9 protein-coding genes are annotated in these 14,873 nt (G+C 60.9%); 8 read left to right on the top strand and 1 reads right to left on the bottom strand.

Going from position 1 to position 14,873, the window contains the following annotated elements; genetic code table 11:
- Nucleotides 1–331: 331 nt before the first annotated feature.
- The 8 genes from aprB to BF99_RS0100020 all read left to right on the top strand — a co-directional run bounded on the left by aprB (nucleotide 332) and on the right by BF99_RS0100020 (nucleotide 9,681).
- On the top strand, nucleotides 332–796 hold the full coding sequence (gene aprB / locus BF99_RS0100065; protein WP_025769231.1) for an adenylyl-sulfate reductase subunit beta: 465 nt from the start codon (nucleotides 332–334) through the stop codon (nucleotides 794–796).
- A 100-nt stretch (nucleotides 797–896) separates the two neighbouring features.
- Nucleotides 897–2,828: an adenylyl-sulfate reductase subunit alpha gene (gene aprA / locus BF99_RS0100055; RefSeq protein WP_025769230.1), complete on the top strand. Its 1,932-nt coding sequence runs from the start codon at nucleotides 897–899 to the stop codon at nucleotides 2,826–2,828.
- 181 nt (nucleotides 2,829–3,009) lie between these two features.
- Nucleotides 3,010–3,216 carry a hypothetical protein gene (locus BF99_RS22705; protein ID WP_156013088.1) on the top strand — a complete coding sequence of 69 codons (207 nt, stop codon included), beginning with the start codon at nucleotides 3,010–3,012 and terminating at the stop codon, nucleotides 3,214–3,216.
- Between the two features lie 20 nt (nucleotides 3,217–3,236).
- The gene (locus tag BF99_RS0100045; RefSeq protein WP_025769228.1) at nucleotides 3,237–4,157 is read left to right on the top strand and encodes a YkgJ family cysteine cluster protein; all 921 of its coding nucleotides are present in this window, start codon (nucleotides 3,237–3,239) and stop codon (nucleotides 4,155–4,157) included.
- A gap of 147 nt (nucleotides 4,158–4,304) precedes the next feature.
- Nucleotides 4,305–6,638, top strand: a complete 2,334-nt coding sequence (locus tag BF99_RS0100040; RefSeq protein WP_025769227.1) for a hypothetical protein — start codon at nucleotides 4,305–4,307, stop codon at nucleotides 6,636–6,638.
- Nucleotides 6,639–6,751: 113 nt separating this feature from the next.
- Nucleotides 6,752–7,738, top strand: a complete 987-nt coding sequence (locus BF99_RS0100035) for an ATP-binding cassette domain-containing protein (protein ID WP_025769226.1) — start codon at nucleotides 6,752–6,754, stop codon at nucleotides 7,736–7,738.
- Nucleotides 7,739–7,950: 212 nt separating this feature from the next.
- Nucleotides 7,951–8,775: an ABC transporter permease gene (locus BF99_RS0100025; RefSeq protein WP_051482716.1), complete on the top strand. Its 825-nt coding sequence runs from the start codon at nucleotides 7,951–7,953 to the stop codon at nucleotides 8,773–8,775.
- Nucleotides 8,776–8,808: 33 nt separating this feature from the next.
- Nucleotides 8,809–9,681 (top strand): glyoxalase/bleomycin resistance/dioxygenase family protein, encoded by an 873-nt coding sequence (locus BF99_RS0100020; protein ID WP_051482715.1) that lies wholly within the window; start codon nucleotides 8,809–8,811, stop codon nucleotides 9,679–9,681.
- Nucleotides 9,682–10,096: 415 nt separating this feature from the next.
- On the opposite strand, the gene BF99_RS23180 is transcribed toward BF99_RS0100020, so the two are convergent.
- Nucleotides 10,097–14,873: beta strand repeat-containing protein (locus BF99_RS23180; RefSeq protein ID WP_025769221.1), on the bottom strand; the 4,777-nt coding region annotated here is incomplete at its 5' end.

Raw genomic sequence — 14,873 nt, 5'->3', positions numbered from 1 at the left:
GCGAAAAGGGGGGGCGAGCGACCGGGACTGGCGAGCGGGCGTCCTTGCGCTCAAGTAATGAGCGACGAGTGCATCCCAAGCCTTCGAAGAATAAAAAACGTTTATGGCATATCGAATCATCTAAGGACGTGACGGGGCTCGGATGCTTATACTCGCCTTCGGATCTGCGGATCCCTATCGTGATCGTGCCTGAGATCGTCTTTGCGTCTTTGCATCTTTGCGTTGCGCGCCCGTTCGAAAAAGGCCCTTTTCGCCTCGCCGCATCACGATCACCGACTTGGAAGGCGTGGACCGATCCGGTCACCGAATCGAATTTTCAAGGAGAAACCCGATGCCTACGTACGTACGTACCGACAAATGCGATGGCTGCAAGGGTCAGGACAAGACCGCTTGCATGTATATCTGTCCCCACGATTTGATGAAACTCGATATGGACGGATCCGAAACCGGCCATGCCATGAAGGCTTGGAACCAAGAGCCGGAGCAATGCTGGGAGTGCTATTCCTGCGTCAAGATCTGCCCGCAGCAGGCAATCGAAGTCCGCCACTATGCCGATGTCGTTCCTTTGGGGGCCTCGGTACAGCCCCTTAGAGGGACGGATTCGATCATGTGGTCCATCAAATTCCGCAACGGGACCATGAAGCGCTTCAAATTTCCGATCCGCACCACCCCCGAAGGATCCGCCGATCCCTACGGGAATATGCCCGAACCGGTGATGGATGAAATCGAGAACCACTCCCTGCTGTTCACGAGACAGACCCACCAGTACGATATGAGCCAGTTCATCGAGAGCTGATGCTTGGGCGAGAAATCGAGACAAGGGCGCTCATCGACCATCGTGGTCGAAGGCGCTTTTTTTCGGTTTCGCACGAATCTTGCGATAAGGAGCGAGGAAAATGACGGAAGAATACGGTTTCGGTAATCCGGAGATTATCGAAGAGGAGGTCGATATCCTGCTCATCGGCGGGGGCATGGCCGCTTGCGGTGCGGGTTTCGAGATCATGCAATGGATCGAAGAGGCTCGCAAGCAGGGAGTCGACCTCAAGGTGAAGTTGGTGGACAAGGCGGCGATGGACCGCTCGGGAGCGGTGGCCCAAGGGCTTTCGGCCATCAATACCTACATGGGCGAGAACGATCCTTCCGACTATGTGCGCTATGTCCGGCAGGATCTGATGGGGATCGTGCGAGAGGACTTGGTCTTCGATGTCGGCCGCCATGTCGACGACTCGGTGCATAACTTCGAAAAATGGGGCCTCCCGATCTGGAAGCAGCCGGGAGACGAAGGCAAACCCTTGGCCGATGGCGGCAAACCGGTACGTTCCGGGCGCTGGCAAATCATGATCAACGGCGAATCCTATAAGTGGATCGTCGCCGAAGCGGCCAAGAAATCGCTCGGGCTGGAAAATATCCAAGAGCGGGTATTCATCATCCGCCTCGTCACCGACAAGAACGATCCCACTCGAATCGCCGGAGCGGCGGGTTTCAGCGTGCGGGATCACAAACTCTATATCTATCGCTTCAAATGCTGCCTGATGGCCGCCGGCGGAGCGGTCAATGTCTTTCGTCCGCGCTCGGTCGGAGAGGGAACCGGACGGGCTTGGTATCCGGTGTGGAATGCGGGTTCGACCTACGCCATGGCGGCCGAGGTCGGCGCGGAACTGACCTTGATGGAAAACCGCTTCGTGCCCGCCCGCTTCAAAGACGGCTACGGACCGGTCGGGGCTTGGTTTCTCCTTTTCAAGGCCCAGGCGATGAATGCCGCAGGCGAGGACTACCAGACCCGCAACGCCGATCTTTTGCAAAAAAACGGCTACGGCAAATATGTCAAAGGCCATGCGATGGGCACCTGCCTGCGCAATCATCTGATGATGCATGAGATGAAAGAGGGGCGCGGGCCGATTTTCATGGATACCCCCACCGCCATGAAGAATCTCGCAGCCAATATGACCCCGCGGGAGATCAAGCATTTGGAAGCCGAGGCATGGGAGGATTTCCTCGACATGACCATCGGTCAGTGCGGCGTGTGGGCGGGGGAGAATATCGAACCGGATAAGGAAATGTCGGAGTTGATGCCCACCGAGCCCTACCTCTTGGGCAGTCATGCAGGGTGCGCCGGAATATGGTGCTCCGGCCCCGACGATGTACCGGGAACCCCGGAGCACTATCACTGGGGTTATAACCGCATGACCACCGTCAAGGGCTTGTTCAGCGCCGGCGACGGGGTGGGGGCATCGGGGCATAAATTCTCGAGCGGCTCGTTCACCGAGGGTCGGATCGCAGCCAAGGCCTTGGTCAAGTTCGCGATGGACAATCGCGATTGGAAGCCGGAGATGGAGCGTAGCGTCGACGATCTGGTGCAGGAAATCTATCGTCCGGTGCGCAACTTCTTGGAGCACAAGGACTACACCACCGCGATCGATATCAACCCCCACTACATCACCCCGAAGATGTTCCAGTTCCGCCTGCAAAAAGTGATGGACGAATATGTAGCCGGGGTCTCGACGATGTACCAGACCAACGCTGCGATGCTGAAAGTGGCGGAGAAGAAACTCGATATGCTGCGCGAGGATTCGCTGAAAATGCGGGCGAAGGATCTGCACGAACTGCTGCGAGCGTGGGAGAATTACCACCGACTCTTCGCCGCCTTCGCTCACATGAAGCATATCCAGTTCAGAGAGGAGACGAGATATCCGGGCTACTACTACCGCACCGATCATCTCGATCTCGACGACGACAACTGGCGCTGTTTCGTCAACTCCACTTACAATCGCGACACCGGCGAATGGAGCCTCAAAAAGGTGGATTGGAAGCAGCTGGTCAAGGAATGACGCCCTTCGAGATCGGAGCGGTAAGCCCGGTCCGTCTTCGGCGATGTCCGGATTTTCTTCCAAGCCTTTGAATCTTGGCCAAGAAAAACGGACATCGCCGCTCTCTTTTCCGACCGGATCGTTGAACGTCGATGCCTTCGATCTCTTGGTCGAAGGCATCGATCGCCGGCGATCTTCCCCGATGGACCAAGCCCTCGTATCGGCTCACCCGTCCCTTCCAAGCGCAACCGAGGATAGAACCACCGACGCCTTCGATCTCTTGGTCGAAGGCATCGATCGCCGGCGATCTTCCCCGATGGACCAAGCCCTCGTATCGGCTCACCCGTCCCTTCCAAGCGCAACCGAGGATAGAACCACCGACGCCTCCCCCACCGACCCCTTTCCTTGATATCCCGGCGAATCCTTAAGATGCCCTTAGACCCTCCTTCCTCCGCTCGCCCCGTCCCCGATCGGCAACCGCCACCGCATAGCAGCCCGGTCGAGCCCGCCGAACTGCAGCTGGAAAGCGAATTCCGATTCAATTGCCATCCCGGTATCGCCTGCTTCAACGCCTGCTGTCGGAATATCGATATCACCTTGACCCCTTACGATATCCTGCGCCTCAAACGCCGCTTGGATATGGATTCGAAGGAATTCGTAACCCGATACACCATCCCCTTCGAGATGGATTTTCACGGGATGCCGGGGCTCAAGATGCGCACCCGCCCGGGCACCACCGAATGCACCTTTTTGACCGATGCGGGCTGCAGCGTCTACGAAGATCGCCCGGTCGCCTGTCGCTATTACGCCCTCGGGAATATGGGGGTCCGACGCAAGGATGAATCGAGCGTCGACGATATCTACTTCGTGGTCCGAGAGGATCATTGCTTGGGGCACGAGGAGGCGAAAACCCGAAGCGTCGCCGAATATCGCACCGAACAGGGCATCGAGCCTTATGACGACCATAATCGCGCATGGCGCGATATCGTGCTGAAAAAACGCTCGAGCGGACCGACGGTCGGCGCCCCCTCCGCTCGAAGTCTGCAGCTCTTCGATATGTGCAGCTACGATCTGGACAGCTTCCGCGATTTCATTCGCGCTCGAAGTTTTCGCGATATCTTCGATATCGATGCGGATGAGATCGATGCGCTGGCCGACGACGAGGAGCGACTGCTCGCCTTCAGCATGCGTTTCTTGCAGCAAATTCTCTTCGGCGAGATGAGCATCCCGGTCAAGGACGGGGCTCGCAAGCGACGCATCGCGCAGCGAAAAGAAACATGGGCGGCAAGACGAGAGGATGAGATCGCAAAGCAGCGAGAGGAGTTGCAGCGCCGACAATACGAGGAGTGATCTCCATCGGCACTCACGCCCCCCTGCGGTGGACGGCGGTAGACGAAGGCTTTTTCCTCGCCTTCGCTCTCGTTGGCAAGATTACCCCCCGCGACTTCCCAAACCGACCCTTCGAAAAAGCGTCGATTCGAAAACGGACTTCATCTCATGGCCATCAAAGAGCGAATCGAAGGCGAGGAAGCCTCTTGTCAATCGATCGACGATTTCATATCGCTGGCAAAGAAAGCGTCGGCCGAACCCGCCGATATCGACTATGCCAAGCATCTTTTCCGGCAAGCCGAAGCGCTTTGTCAGATGCCGCTGGACTATATCCGGGTCGCCGAGACCGCCGTTGCCGAGATCGGCGATCGAGAGTTCGCCTGCGAGATCCGCGATCAGGCCGAAGAGATGCTCTTCGATGCCCAAGAGCATCTTGCATTCGCCCGCAGCCTGGCCGGACCGATAGGCGGCGATCCCGACAAGGCCCGAGAACATATCGAGATCGCCTTGCGCGATGCCAGCTCCACGGGCGAAACCCTCGCCGCAATCGGTGTTGCCCGCACCCTCGAGGGAGGGACCGATCTCGCAAATGGCCTCCTCGACAAGATCCGCAGCGAGATCAAGGACCTCGATGGCGTGCGGGAGATCGTCGCTTGTCTGCACGAGGCGAAAGAGGTCGAATTGGCCCGCGAATTCCTCGAAGGCAGCGCCGGTCTTTGCCAAGACCTCCAAGCGACGATCGCCTTTGCGGGCATCGTTCATACCCTCTTCGACGATGGCGAGTGGATCCGACGTCTGCTCGACGAGGCGGAGATCGATTGTCAATTCACCAAGGATTTCGTGGCGCTGGCCACCGCCTACCGCGATCTCGCCCAAGACTCGGGGCGCGCAAGCGAGCTGATGGAGCAAGCCGGCGACTTTTGCATGACCTTCGAAGAGCAGTTGGATCTCGCCGCCGGACTGCTCGAAGTCAACGACGATAAAGCGGGAGCGGCCGCCGCCTACGAAAATGCGCTGGGAGAAATCAGCGACCGGGAAAAATTGTCGGAGATCGCGGGCACGATCGCCCGCTCCCTGCAAAACCCCGATCTGGCCAAACGCTACTACGCCAAGATCGAGCAACTCACAACGGCGGCGAGCGATATCTGTCGGTTGGCGAGCGAGGCCGCAAGCGCGCTCGACGAGCCGACCTTCGCCAAGGGGATCTTGGAGCGCGCCATCGAGCGCGTATCGAATCCTTCGGAGCTGGCCAATATCGCAGGCGAGCTGGCAACCCTCGATCCCGAACAGGCCCGCAACGCCGCGATCAAAGCCATCGATCGCGCCGGGGATTCACCGGGGCTCGCTCGCCTTGCCGAATCGATCCAAGAAAAATTGAGCGACCATCTCCTCGCCCTCGAAGCGGCGGCCAAGGCCGTCGATCTGGCCAAGGGGAGCCATGAGTTGCTTCCGATCGTGGCTTTGGCCTGCGATATCGCACAACGGTCCGAGGGGGAGGGGGCGGAAAAAGCGCGCGCCCTCGCCCGCCGATCCCTGCAGGAGGCGGAAGAGCGGGTCGCAAGTCTGGGCGAAATGCAAAATGTAGCCAAAAGGGTGCGGACGGATTTTGCCGACGATGCCCCTTGGGTCGCTCGCATCGAGGAGAAGTTGCAGCGGCGCGAGGCGAATCAAGCGCTTTACACCGCCTTCTTGGAGCGCGAGCGCAATGCCCGCGGGCTGCCCGATCTCCTCTTTCTCGCAGACGAGGTGATGGAGGGGATCGGCGATGCTTTCTATGTCGACAAACTGCTCGGCGCGGCCGAGGATCGCTGGCGGGAAGAGGGCTCGGATCCGGGTCAAGCCCTCGATCTGATCGCCGCCGTCGATCGTCATCTCGGCGATCACGAGCGCACCCTATCGTTGATCCGGCGGGCGGCCGAGAACGTAGCTCGCCTCCAAGGCCTTGCGACCCTCGGGCACTTCGCATCGACCCGATTGAAAGATCGGGCACGGGGAATCGATATCGCCTGCGAACTCTACGCCGGATGGGAAGAAAGGATGTCGGCGGGAAGATCCCCCGATGGCGGCGGCCCGCAAGAGAGGATTCGCCTTGCGCGCATCGTCGCCCGCGATCTCGATCAGCCGCTTTGGGTGGAGCGACTGCTCGAGGGCGCATCGACGATGAGCGCAGATCCGATGGCCGGGGCGGAGTGCGCGATCGTCGCCGCCGGTGTCGGATTGGAAGAATCGGCTAGGACGCTGCGCGAGCGCGCCAAAGAGCGTTGTCGATCCGTCGGCGATGCGACCGCCTTCGTCGCTCGCCTTCTCGGATCGGGGTTGGACGAGGCCATCTCTCGCAGCCTCTATGCCGATCTGCGCGGGATCTGCACCACGCCCCTTACGCATCGCGAATGGATTCGGGGGATCGAGGAAATCTTCGGCGACCGGGAATGGGCCGCCCGAGAATCCGTCGAGGCCGGGCTATCCGGATCATCGAAGCCAAAGCGAGCGCCGAGATGGTAAAGCGAAGCGCGAAGCGAGCGAAAAGATTGGCCTGTCGGAATTCGACACGTATCATCACCCTCTTATTGACCTCTTCCCGGCCTCGTCCGTGAGACCGAACCAAGATCTGCAGCATGACGATATCCGATAGCCGACCGGAGCGAGGCTCCGCCGCTTCGGTGGTGCGAGCGCGAAATCTCCTCAAGCGTTTCGGCACCAAGACCGTGATCGACGATCTCGATCTGGATATGCCCCGTGGCGGCTGTTATGGGCTGCTCGGCCCCAACGGTGCCGGGAAGACCACGCTTCTTCGCATGCTTTTGGGCCATGTCCTACCGGATGCCGGGACCTTGGAGGTGCTCGGCGAGCCGGTACCCGCCGCCGCCCGATCCGTGCGCGCCCGCATCGGAATCGTTCCTCAAGACGATAACCTCGACCCCGATTTCACGGTCATGGAAAACCTGCGCATCTACGCCGGCTATTTTCCGCAACCGGCGCGTCGTCCCCTGACACCGTGGCTCGAATCGCTGCTGGAATTCGTTTCCCTGCACGAACGGGCCACCGATCGCATCCAATCCCTCTCGGGAGGGATGCGGCGGCGGCTGGTCATCGCCCGAGCATTGGTCAACGATCCCGAGCTCTTGATCCTCGACGAGCCGACCACCGGATTGGACCCCCAAGTCCGCCATCTGATCTGGGCGAAGCTGCGCGAGCTGATCAAGAAAGGCTCGACCATCTTGCTGACCACCCACTATATGGAGGAGGCCGAGCGGCTATGCGATCGCTTGGCTATCGTCGATCAAGGACGGATTCTCGCCGAGGACACCCCAAAGACGCTGATCGCCCAAAGGGTCGAGCCGAGCGTGATCGAGCTGAGAATACGGGGCGCAGGCCACCGAGCGAGCGCCGACGATGTGCCGGCCGAACCCACAGGCCTACCCGAAGCGATCTCCCGCCACGCCCGCATCGAGCGTATCGACGAGACTTGGCACTGCCATACCCATCATCCACAGCGCGTGCTCGAGCATCTGCCTCGATATCCGGAGATCGAATACCTGCACCGCCCCGCCAACTTGGAGGATGTATTTCTCAATCTCACCGGTCGCGAGCTGCGAGACTAGATCGAAACCGACTCGAGACCGGCTCGATACTGAAAACGACGACTCGTCCCGAATCGATATCCTCGCAAGGCGACGGCAAAGACCAAGGATCGAAAAAGATATCGAGCAGTGCCCTTGTCGGAGCAATAAAAGGGCGTTCGCTATCTTGGGGCGATTGCCGATGGCATCGCCACGACCCCCTTGCATCCTTCGAACGAATATCCAACCGAACCATGAATCCGACCTCGATCCCTCGTCGCTCGATCCCTCGCCGTTGGCATATCCCGAGATTGCATCCGGCCGCCGCTTTTGCGGTATGGCGGCGAAACGCACTGGTTTGGCGGCGCTTGTTCGTCTCTAGCCTGGTCTTTCATTTCGGGGAGCCATTGCTCTACTTGATCGGCATCGGCTACGGGCTCGGGCGCTTCATCGACGGAATGGAGGGAATGGACGGGATTTCATATTTGAGTTTTTTCGCCTCGGGACTCGTCGCCTCCTCGACCATGATGTCAACCTCCTACGAGGCGACCTATTCCGCCTATACCCGTATGGTGCCGCAAAAGACCTACGACGGCATCATCGCCACCCCGGTGGAGGTCGACGATATCGTGGCCGGGGAAATGCTCTGGTGCGCCACGAAGGGCTGCATGGCCGGGGCTTCTTTGTTGATCGTGGCCACGCTGATCGGGGCCTTTGCGGGATTCGAGGCCCTGCTTTGCATTCCGATCCTTCTGCTGATCGGTCTCGCCTTCTCCGGGCTCGCCCTTGCGATTACCGCCACCGCTCCCTCCTACGACTATTTCAGCTATTACATGACGCTGTTCATCACCCCGATGTTCATCCTTTGCGGGGTGTTCTATCCGATCTCGTCGATGCCCGCATTCGTGCAGGGTCTGATACAGGTCTTGCCCTTGACCCACGCCGTGGCCCTCGTACGCCCCATCGTTACCGGCGCTGCGCTCGAAAATCCGATCCTTCATATCGCGATTCTGATCGCGTTCGCTTTCGTCGGTTTTTATGTCGCGGCGATCCTCATCCGACGACGTTTCATTCTTTGACGAATCTGGCTTTGACAACACCGGCGCAAAGCGATGCGCGAACAAACCGAGGCCCTCACCATGCCATTCGATCCCGCTTCCCAAGATGTGGGCAATATCGTCTCCTTGGAGCACGTCAATCTCACGGTGCCGAACCAGGAAACCGCCACCGATTTCTATATCGACGGACTCGGGCTGACCCGAGACCCCTATCTGATGGCGGGCACCGACAATATGTGGGTCAACTGCGGCCGTCATCAATTCCACCTGCCCAAAGGCGATGCGCAACGCTGGCGAGGGTGCATCGGGCTTCGTCTGCCTTGCCTCGATGCGCTGGAAAAACGCTTGGGGCGCATCGCTCCCAAGCTCGAAGGCAGCCTCTTCCGATGGCAAAGGAAATCTCCCAAGCGCTTGGATCTGCGATGTCCCTGGGGGAATCGATTTCGGATTCACGGAGACGATGCCAAGGGTAGGGCCGCCGGCACCTGTATCTCCGGCAAGCGACCGACCTCCCCCGCTCTCGTCTACCTCGAGATGCCGGTTCGTCAAGGGGATGCGGCGAAGATCGAGCACTTCTACCGAAAGTTCCTCAAAGCCCCGGGACGCACGGAAAAGGGTCGGGCATCGATCAACGCTGGCCCCGGACAGCAACTGATCTTCGTCGAGCAAGCCCAAGCCATCGAAGACGAATACGACGGCCATCATTTCGCAATCTACATCGCCGATTTTTCCGGTACCTATCATGCACTCGCCGAGCGCGGCCTTATCACCGATATCGATAACGCCTGGCAATTCCGTTTCATCGATATCGGCTCTGGCCGCAACGCCAAGCCCCTCTTTCGCGTGGAGCACGAAGTACGCAGCCTTAACCACCCCCTCTATCAACGCGCCTTGGTCAATCGCCTACCGGAAGAGCCGATCCTTTGAGGGACTTGCCCTGCGATCGATGGCGGGATCGGATGGATGCTCGATCGAGGCTCGCTCGCCTGGGATCGTTTCGAGGATTCGCCCATCCGACGGCATCGTCGATGGATATCGTGGCACTCGGCATAGCGATATCCTCGCCATGACCGGTGTTTAAAGGATCGATCGAACGGGATGACTCTTGCTCGGATCCGGCCGAGACTCGATTCGGACCTCGACAGCAAGATCGAGGCAAAGACTGCCTCGATTAACGAAAAAGCCACCGCCGGATATCCCCCGGCGGTGGTTTTTCACTCTCCATCGAGCATGGCATCGGCGGCCTTGGACAACCCTCGGGGAACCCGCCTTTTTCCTGTTCGACGATCTCGATGATCGACGAACCCGAGCGGGGATCGGGGACTGCGAATCCGTCCCTCGTCTAGCCGCCGCCGCTGTTGTTCACCAACGCCCCGCCGCCCCCGGTACGGGTCAATATCTGCACCGTGAAGGGAGCATCCGAGCGCAACTCGCACGACAACCCCATCCCCTGCCAGCGATGCCCGATCATCTGCGCCAGTTCCACGCTTTGCAGGTGACGCACGGTCGATGCGCCGATCTCGAAGGCCCCGCTCTCATGGAGGGTTCCGTCATCCTCGTAGCAGGCGAATCGGGTCGATGTGCAGCGCTCCCCGCCCGTCGCCGTACAGCGAATGCGGATATTCGACTTCTCGAATCCATCCGGGGAGGTGATCGACTCGATATCCGCTCGATACTCGGAACCCTCCACGTGACTGCGGATATAGGCGCTGTTGTTCACCAACACCCCGTCCCCCGAGCGCAACCAGATCTGGGAGTCGATCAGATCCACGCTTCGAAGGGCGCATCCCAATCGTCCCTTGCCGGACCACGAACCGCCGGTATGGGTCTCGATATCCCTCGCATCCAAGATGATCGTCCCCCACCCCGGTATCTCTCCCGGCACCAAACCTTGGAAGAGCGAACCGTCGCTTTGCGCTGCGCAATCGAGGAATACCGTGCACGAAGCACTCTGTTTGCAATGGATGAACAGGGCGAAGCGATCCCCCGAAACCATCGGCGGCATCGCCAACGCCTGCGCTCTGATCGGCGACAGCAGCGTCGCCCGGGGGGGTGTCTCCGGCGTGTCCTCGGTATACGACACCGAGATCGTCCCGCTCACGCTCGAATAGTTCCCGCCGGTGGCGGTCAAGGCGATGATATCCAATCCGCCTTGTCGGTCGCTGCCCGCAGCGGCGGCGGCCTCCACCCTTCGATCCCTATCCCAATCATCGGCGGTGAACACCAGCGAGGGCGGAACGAGCCCGATGCCCGGATTCGAACTCGTCAGCGATACGATGACCGCCTGCGTGCCCACCGGCCTCACTCCGAGGCGTACGTTGAAAGCGACCGGGCCACCGCCTTCGGTCAACTCGATCCGACCGGGGGTGATGGTCATCGTGCCCGGATTGTCGATACCTGCGAGTGAAAGGCGGCTTGTCGCTCCCTCGTAGCCGCCACCGCTCGCCGTCAAGGTGATGGTGTCGCTATCGCCCACGGCATCGGCGTCCACCGCCAAGGCCACGGTGACGGTTTGCTGCGACTCCCAATTCGACGCATCGAAGGTCAGCGACTGCGGGGTGATCGTGACATCCTCGTTGGTCTTGCTCAGCGAGACGGTCACGGCCCCGCTCGGCGCTCTCCCGTCAAGCCCGACGGTGAAGGTCTTCGATGTCCCTTCGCCGAGCACCAGCGTTCCGGGGTTGACGACGATCGTGCCCAGAACGCCGACGGGCGGCGGTGCGGGGGGTACGAGGGGCTCGTCGTCGTCTCTCACGCTGACGCTCACTTTCATCACCGGCGCATTGAAATCGGCGGCGGCCAAGGTGATGGTGTCGCTATCGTCGACGGCATCCGCATCGGCGGCCGCGCTGACGGAGATGTTCTGATTTTGGTTCCAATTCGAGGACGTGAAAGTCAAAGAGCCCGGCGAAAGCGTGATATCCGGGTTGTCGTTCGTCAACACCATGGTGATATCCGAGGTCGGGGGGATGCCCTCGAGCCTGACCCGGAGCAACCCCGTCGAGTCCTCTTCGAGCTCGAGCGAGCCGGGATCGACGACGATCGTATTTTGAATGCCGCCCGGAGCCGTGGTCAAAGAATCGTCGTCGAGCACCTGAACCGTCACGCTGCCTCGAATCCCGCCGTACTCCTCCCCCGAGCCCGAATAGGCGATCGACGTCTCGTCGTCGAGCCTGTCGATATCCTGGCTTGCGCTCACCCTCACCGTTTGGACCGTATTCCACGTAGCAGGGGTGAAGACAAGGGCTATCTTGTCCACCCTCACATCGGGATTGCTCGGCTGGGTCAGGCTCACCGTCACGTTCTCGCTCGGTTGCTTCGCCAACTTCACCGTGAAGGTGGCGCTGCCCCCCTCGACGATCTGCAGCGCATCCGGTGAGACGGTCACCCCTGCGGTATCGTTATCCGTGATGCCGACGTTCAAAGTGTCGCTCACGCCGTCGTAGCCGCCACCGGAGGCAGTGAGCCCGACGGTCGGTTCGTCGCGGACGATATCGTCGTCCTCGGGGGCCCTGACGGTGATGGACTGCGCTTGATCCCAGTTCGCTTCGGTGAAGACCAACGAACGCTTGTCGAGCGAGATATCCTCGCTGTCGCTCGGCCGCGCCGTCACCGTCACATCCCCGCTCGGCAGCGTTGCCAGCCTCACCGTGAAGGTGCCGCTCTCGCCCTCGGTGATGTTCAACGGATCGGGGGCGACGATCATGGCCTCGGTATCGTCATCGGCGACATCGACATCCACGCCTCCGGTCTTGCCCGCGTAGCCGCCGCCGGTGGCCGACAGGGCGATGCGCGCGCTCTCGTTCGAGGCGTCGTCGTCGTCGGTCGCCCTCACCGTCACCAATCGGGGGGTGTTCCAGTTCGAACTCGTGAAGGTCAGCCCGGTCTGGTCCCCGGTGGTGGCGGGGTCGGTATCCACCCTCACATCGGCGTTGCTCGGCTGGGCGAGCGTCACCGAAACGGTGCCGCTCGGCAAGGTCGCAAGGCTCACCGCGAAGCGTCCGCTCGACCCCTCGTTGACCTTCAGCGCGCTCGGCGGAAGAACCAGTGACTCTTCGTCGTCGTCCGCCACATCGACGCTCACGCTTTCGCTCAGATTGTCGTAGCCGCCGCCCGAGGCTGCCAAGGAGATGACACTCGTGCCGTCGTCCCAAGCATCGTCGTCCTCGCCTGCGCTCACCGTCACCGTCTGCGCCGTATCCCAATCGTCGTCGGTGAAGGTGAGCGAGGTCTTGTCCACGCTCACATCGGAACCGCTCGGCAAGGTCAAGGACACGCTGACATCGCCGGTCGGCTGCTGCGTCAACCGTACCGTGAAGGTGCCTTGCACCCCTTCGGTCAGATCGAACGCGGTCGGCGAGACCGTCAGATCCGCCCTGTCGTTGTCCGCAACCTTGACGCTCACGCTCGCGCTTGCATCGCCGTAATCGCCGCCCGTCGCCGACAAGGCGATGCTGGCGCTATCGGGATCCAGATCGTCGTCTTCGCCGGCGCTCACCGTCACCGTCTGCGCCGTATTCCAGTTGCCGCTGTTGAAGGTGAGCGTCGTCTTGTCCACGCTCAGGTCGGTACCGCTCGGCAGGGTCAGCGTCACCGAAACGCTCGCGCTCGGCAGGGTCGCCAATTTCACGCCGAAGGTGGCGCTGTCGCCCTCGGTGACGCTCAGCGAACCCGATGCGAGGGACAGGGCCGGCGTGTCGTCGTCCGTGATGGAAACGCTGACGCGGCCGTTTGTGACGTTATAACCACCGCCCGATGCCGATACCGAGATGCTCGCGCTCTCGTTCGAGGCATCGGGGTCTTGATCCGCACTCACCGTCACCGTCTGCGCCGCATTCCAATCGCCGGTCGTGAAGGTAAGCCGGGTCTTGTCCACACTCACATCGCTGTTGCTCGGCTGGGTCAAGGTTACCGAGACGTTTCCGCTCGGCCTCGCCCCCAGACTCACCTCGAAGGTGGCGGTACCGCCCTCGGCAACGCTCACGGCGGCCGAGGGGAGGGTCAGGCTCCCCGAATCGTTATCCGTCACATCGATGCGCACCGTGCCGGTGGTGTTGTCATAACCGCCGCCCGAAGCCGAGACGGAGACGCTCGCGCTCTCGTTCAAGATATCGCCGTCCTCGGCCGCTCTGACCGTCACCGCTCGAGCCACGCTCCAGTTGGCGGCGGTGAAGGTCAGCGTCGTCTGATCGCCGCTCGCCGATGGATCGGTATCGACTCTGACGGCGGTGTTGCTCGGCTGGGTCAGCGTGACCGTGACCGTTCCGGTCGGTAGCGCCGACAGCCTCACATCGAAGTTGGCGGTGCCGCCCTCGGTGACCGAAACAGTGCCGGACGGGAGGGACAAGGTACCGGTATCGTTATCCGTCAAGGAGACGCTCACCGTACCGGTGATGTTGTCGTAGCCGCCGCCCGTTGCCGACGCCGAGATGGTCGCGCTCTCGTCGGCGGTATCGCCGTCTTCGGCCGCCCTGACCACGACCGCTTGAGCCGTATTCCAGTTGGAGGTGGTGAAGGTCAGCGTTGTCTGATCGCCGTTCGCTGCGATATTGCTATCCACCCTGATGTCGGTATTGCTTGGCTGGGTCAAGGTGACCGTCACATTCGCGCTCGGCTGCGACGACAGTTTCACCTCGAAGATTGCGGTGCCGCCTTCGGTGACCGCAACGGCATCGGAGGGAAGGGTCAGACTCCTCCCATCGTTATCCGTCAAGGAGACGCTCACCGTACCGGAGACGTTGTCGTAACCGCCGCCCGATGCCGACACCGAGATGCTCGCGCTCTCGTCGGCGGTATCGCCGTCCTCCGCCGCTCTGACCGTGACCGTTTGATCTTCGTTCCAGTTGGAGGTCGTGAAGGTCAGCGTCGTCTGATCGCCGCTGACCGATGGATCGGTATCCACCTTGACGTCGGCGTTGCTCGGCTGGGTCAGCGTGACCGTCACGTCCCCGGTGGGCTGCACCGACAACTGCACATCGAATGTGGCGGTGCCGCCCTCGGCAAGCGCCACGGCACCCGACGGAAGGGTCAAAGTCCCTCCGCTATCGTTATCCGACAAGGAGACGCTCACCGTGCCGGTGGCGTTGTCATAGCCGCCGCCCGATGCCGAGACCGAGATG

The sequence above is a fragment of the Thioalkalivibrio sp. HK1 genome (assembly GCA_000583135.1).
Taxonomy (GTDB): Bacteria; Pseudomonadota; Gammaproteobacteria; order HK1; family HK1; genus HK1.
This window is presented reverse-complemented; position numbering and strand designations above follow the sequence as displayed.

Excerpts from the sequence above, each read along its gene's own strand:
- BF99_RS0100045 (WP_025769228.1), top strand. The coding sequence starts at position 3,237 with ATGCCCTTAGACCCTCCTTCCTCCGCTCGCCCCGTCCCCGATCGGCAA.
- BF99_RS0100025 (WP_051482716.1), top strand. The coding sequence starts at position 7,951 with ATGAATCCGACCTCGATCCCTCGTCGCTCGATCCCTCGCCGTTGGCAT.
- BF99_RS0100040 (WP_025769227.1), top strand. The coding sequence starts at position 4,305 with ATGGCCATCAAAGAGCGAATCGAAGGCGAGGAAGCCTCTTGTCAATCG.
- aprB (WP_025769231.1), top strand. The coding sequence starts at position 332 with ATGCCTACGTACGTACGTACCGACAAATGCGATGGCTGCAAGGGTCAG.
- BF99_RS0100020 (WP_051482715.1), top strand. The coding sequence starts at position 8,809 with ATGCGCGAACAAACCGAGGCCCTCACCATGCCATTCGATCCCGCTTCC.
- BF99_RS0100035 (WP_025769226.1), top strand. The coding sequence starts at position 6,752 with ATGACGATATCCGATAGCCGACCGGAGCGAGGCTCCGCCGCTTCGGTG.
- aprA (WP_025769230.1), top strand. The coding sequence starts at position 897 with ATGACGGAAGAATACGGTTTCGGTAATCCGGAGATTATCGAAGAGGAG.
- BF99_RS22705 (WP_156013088.1), top strand. The coding sequence starts at position 3,010 with ATGGACCAAGCCCTCGTATCGGCTCACCCGTCCCTTCCAAGCGCAACC.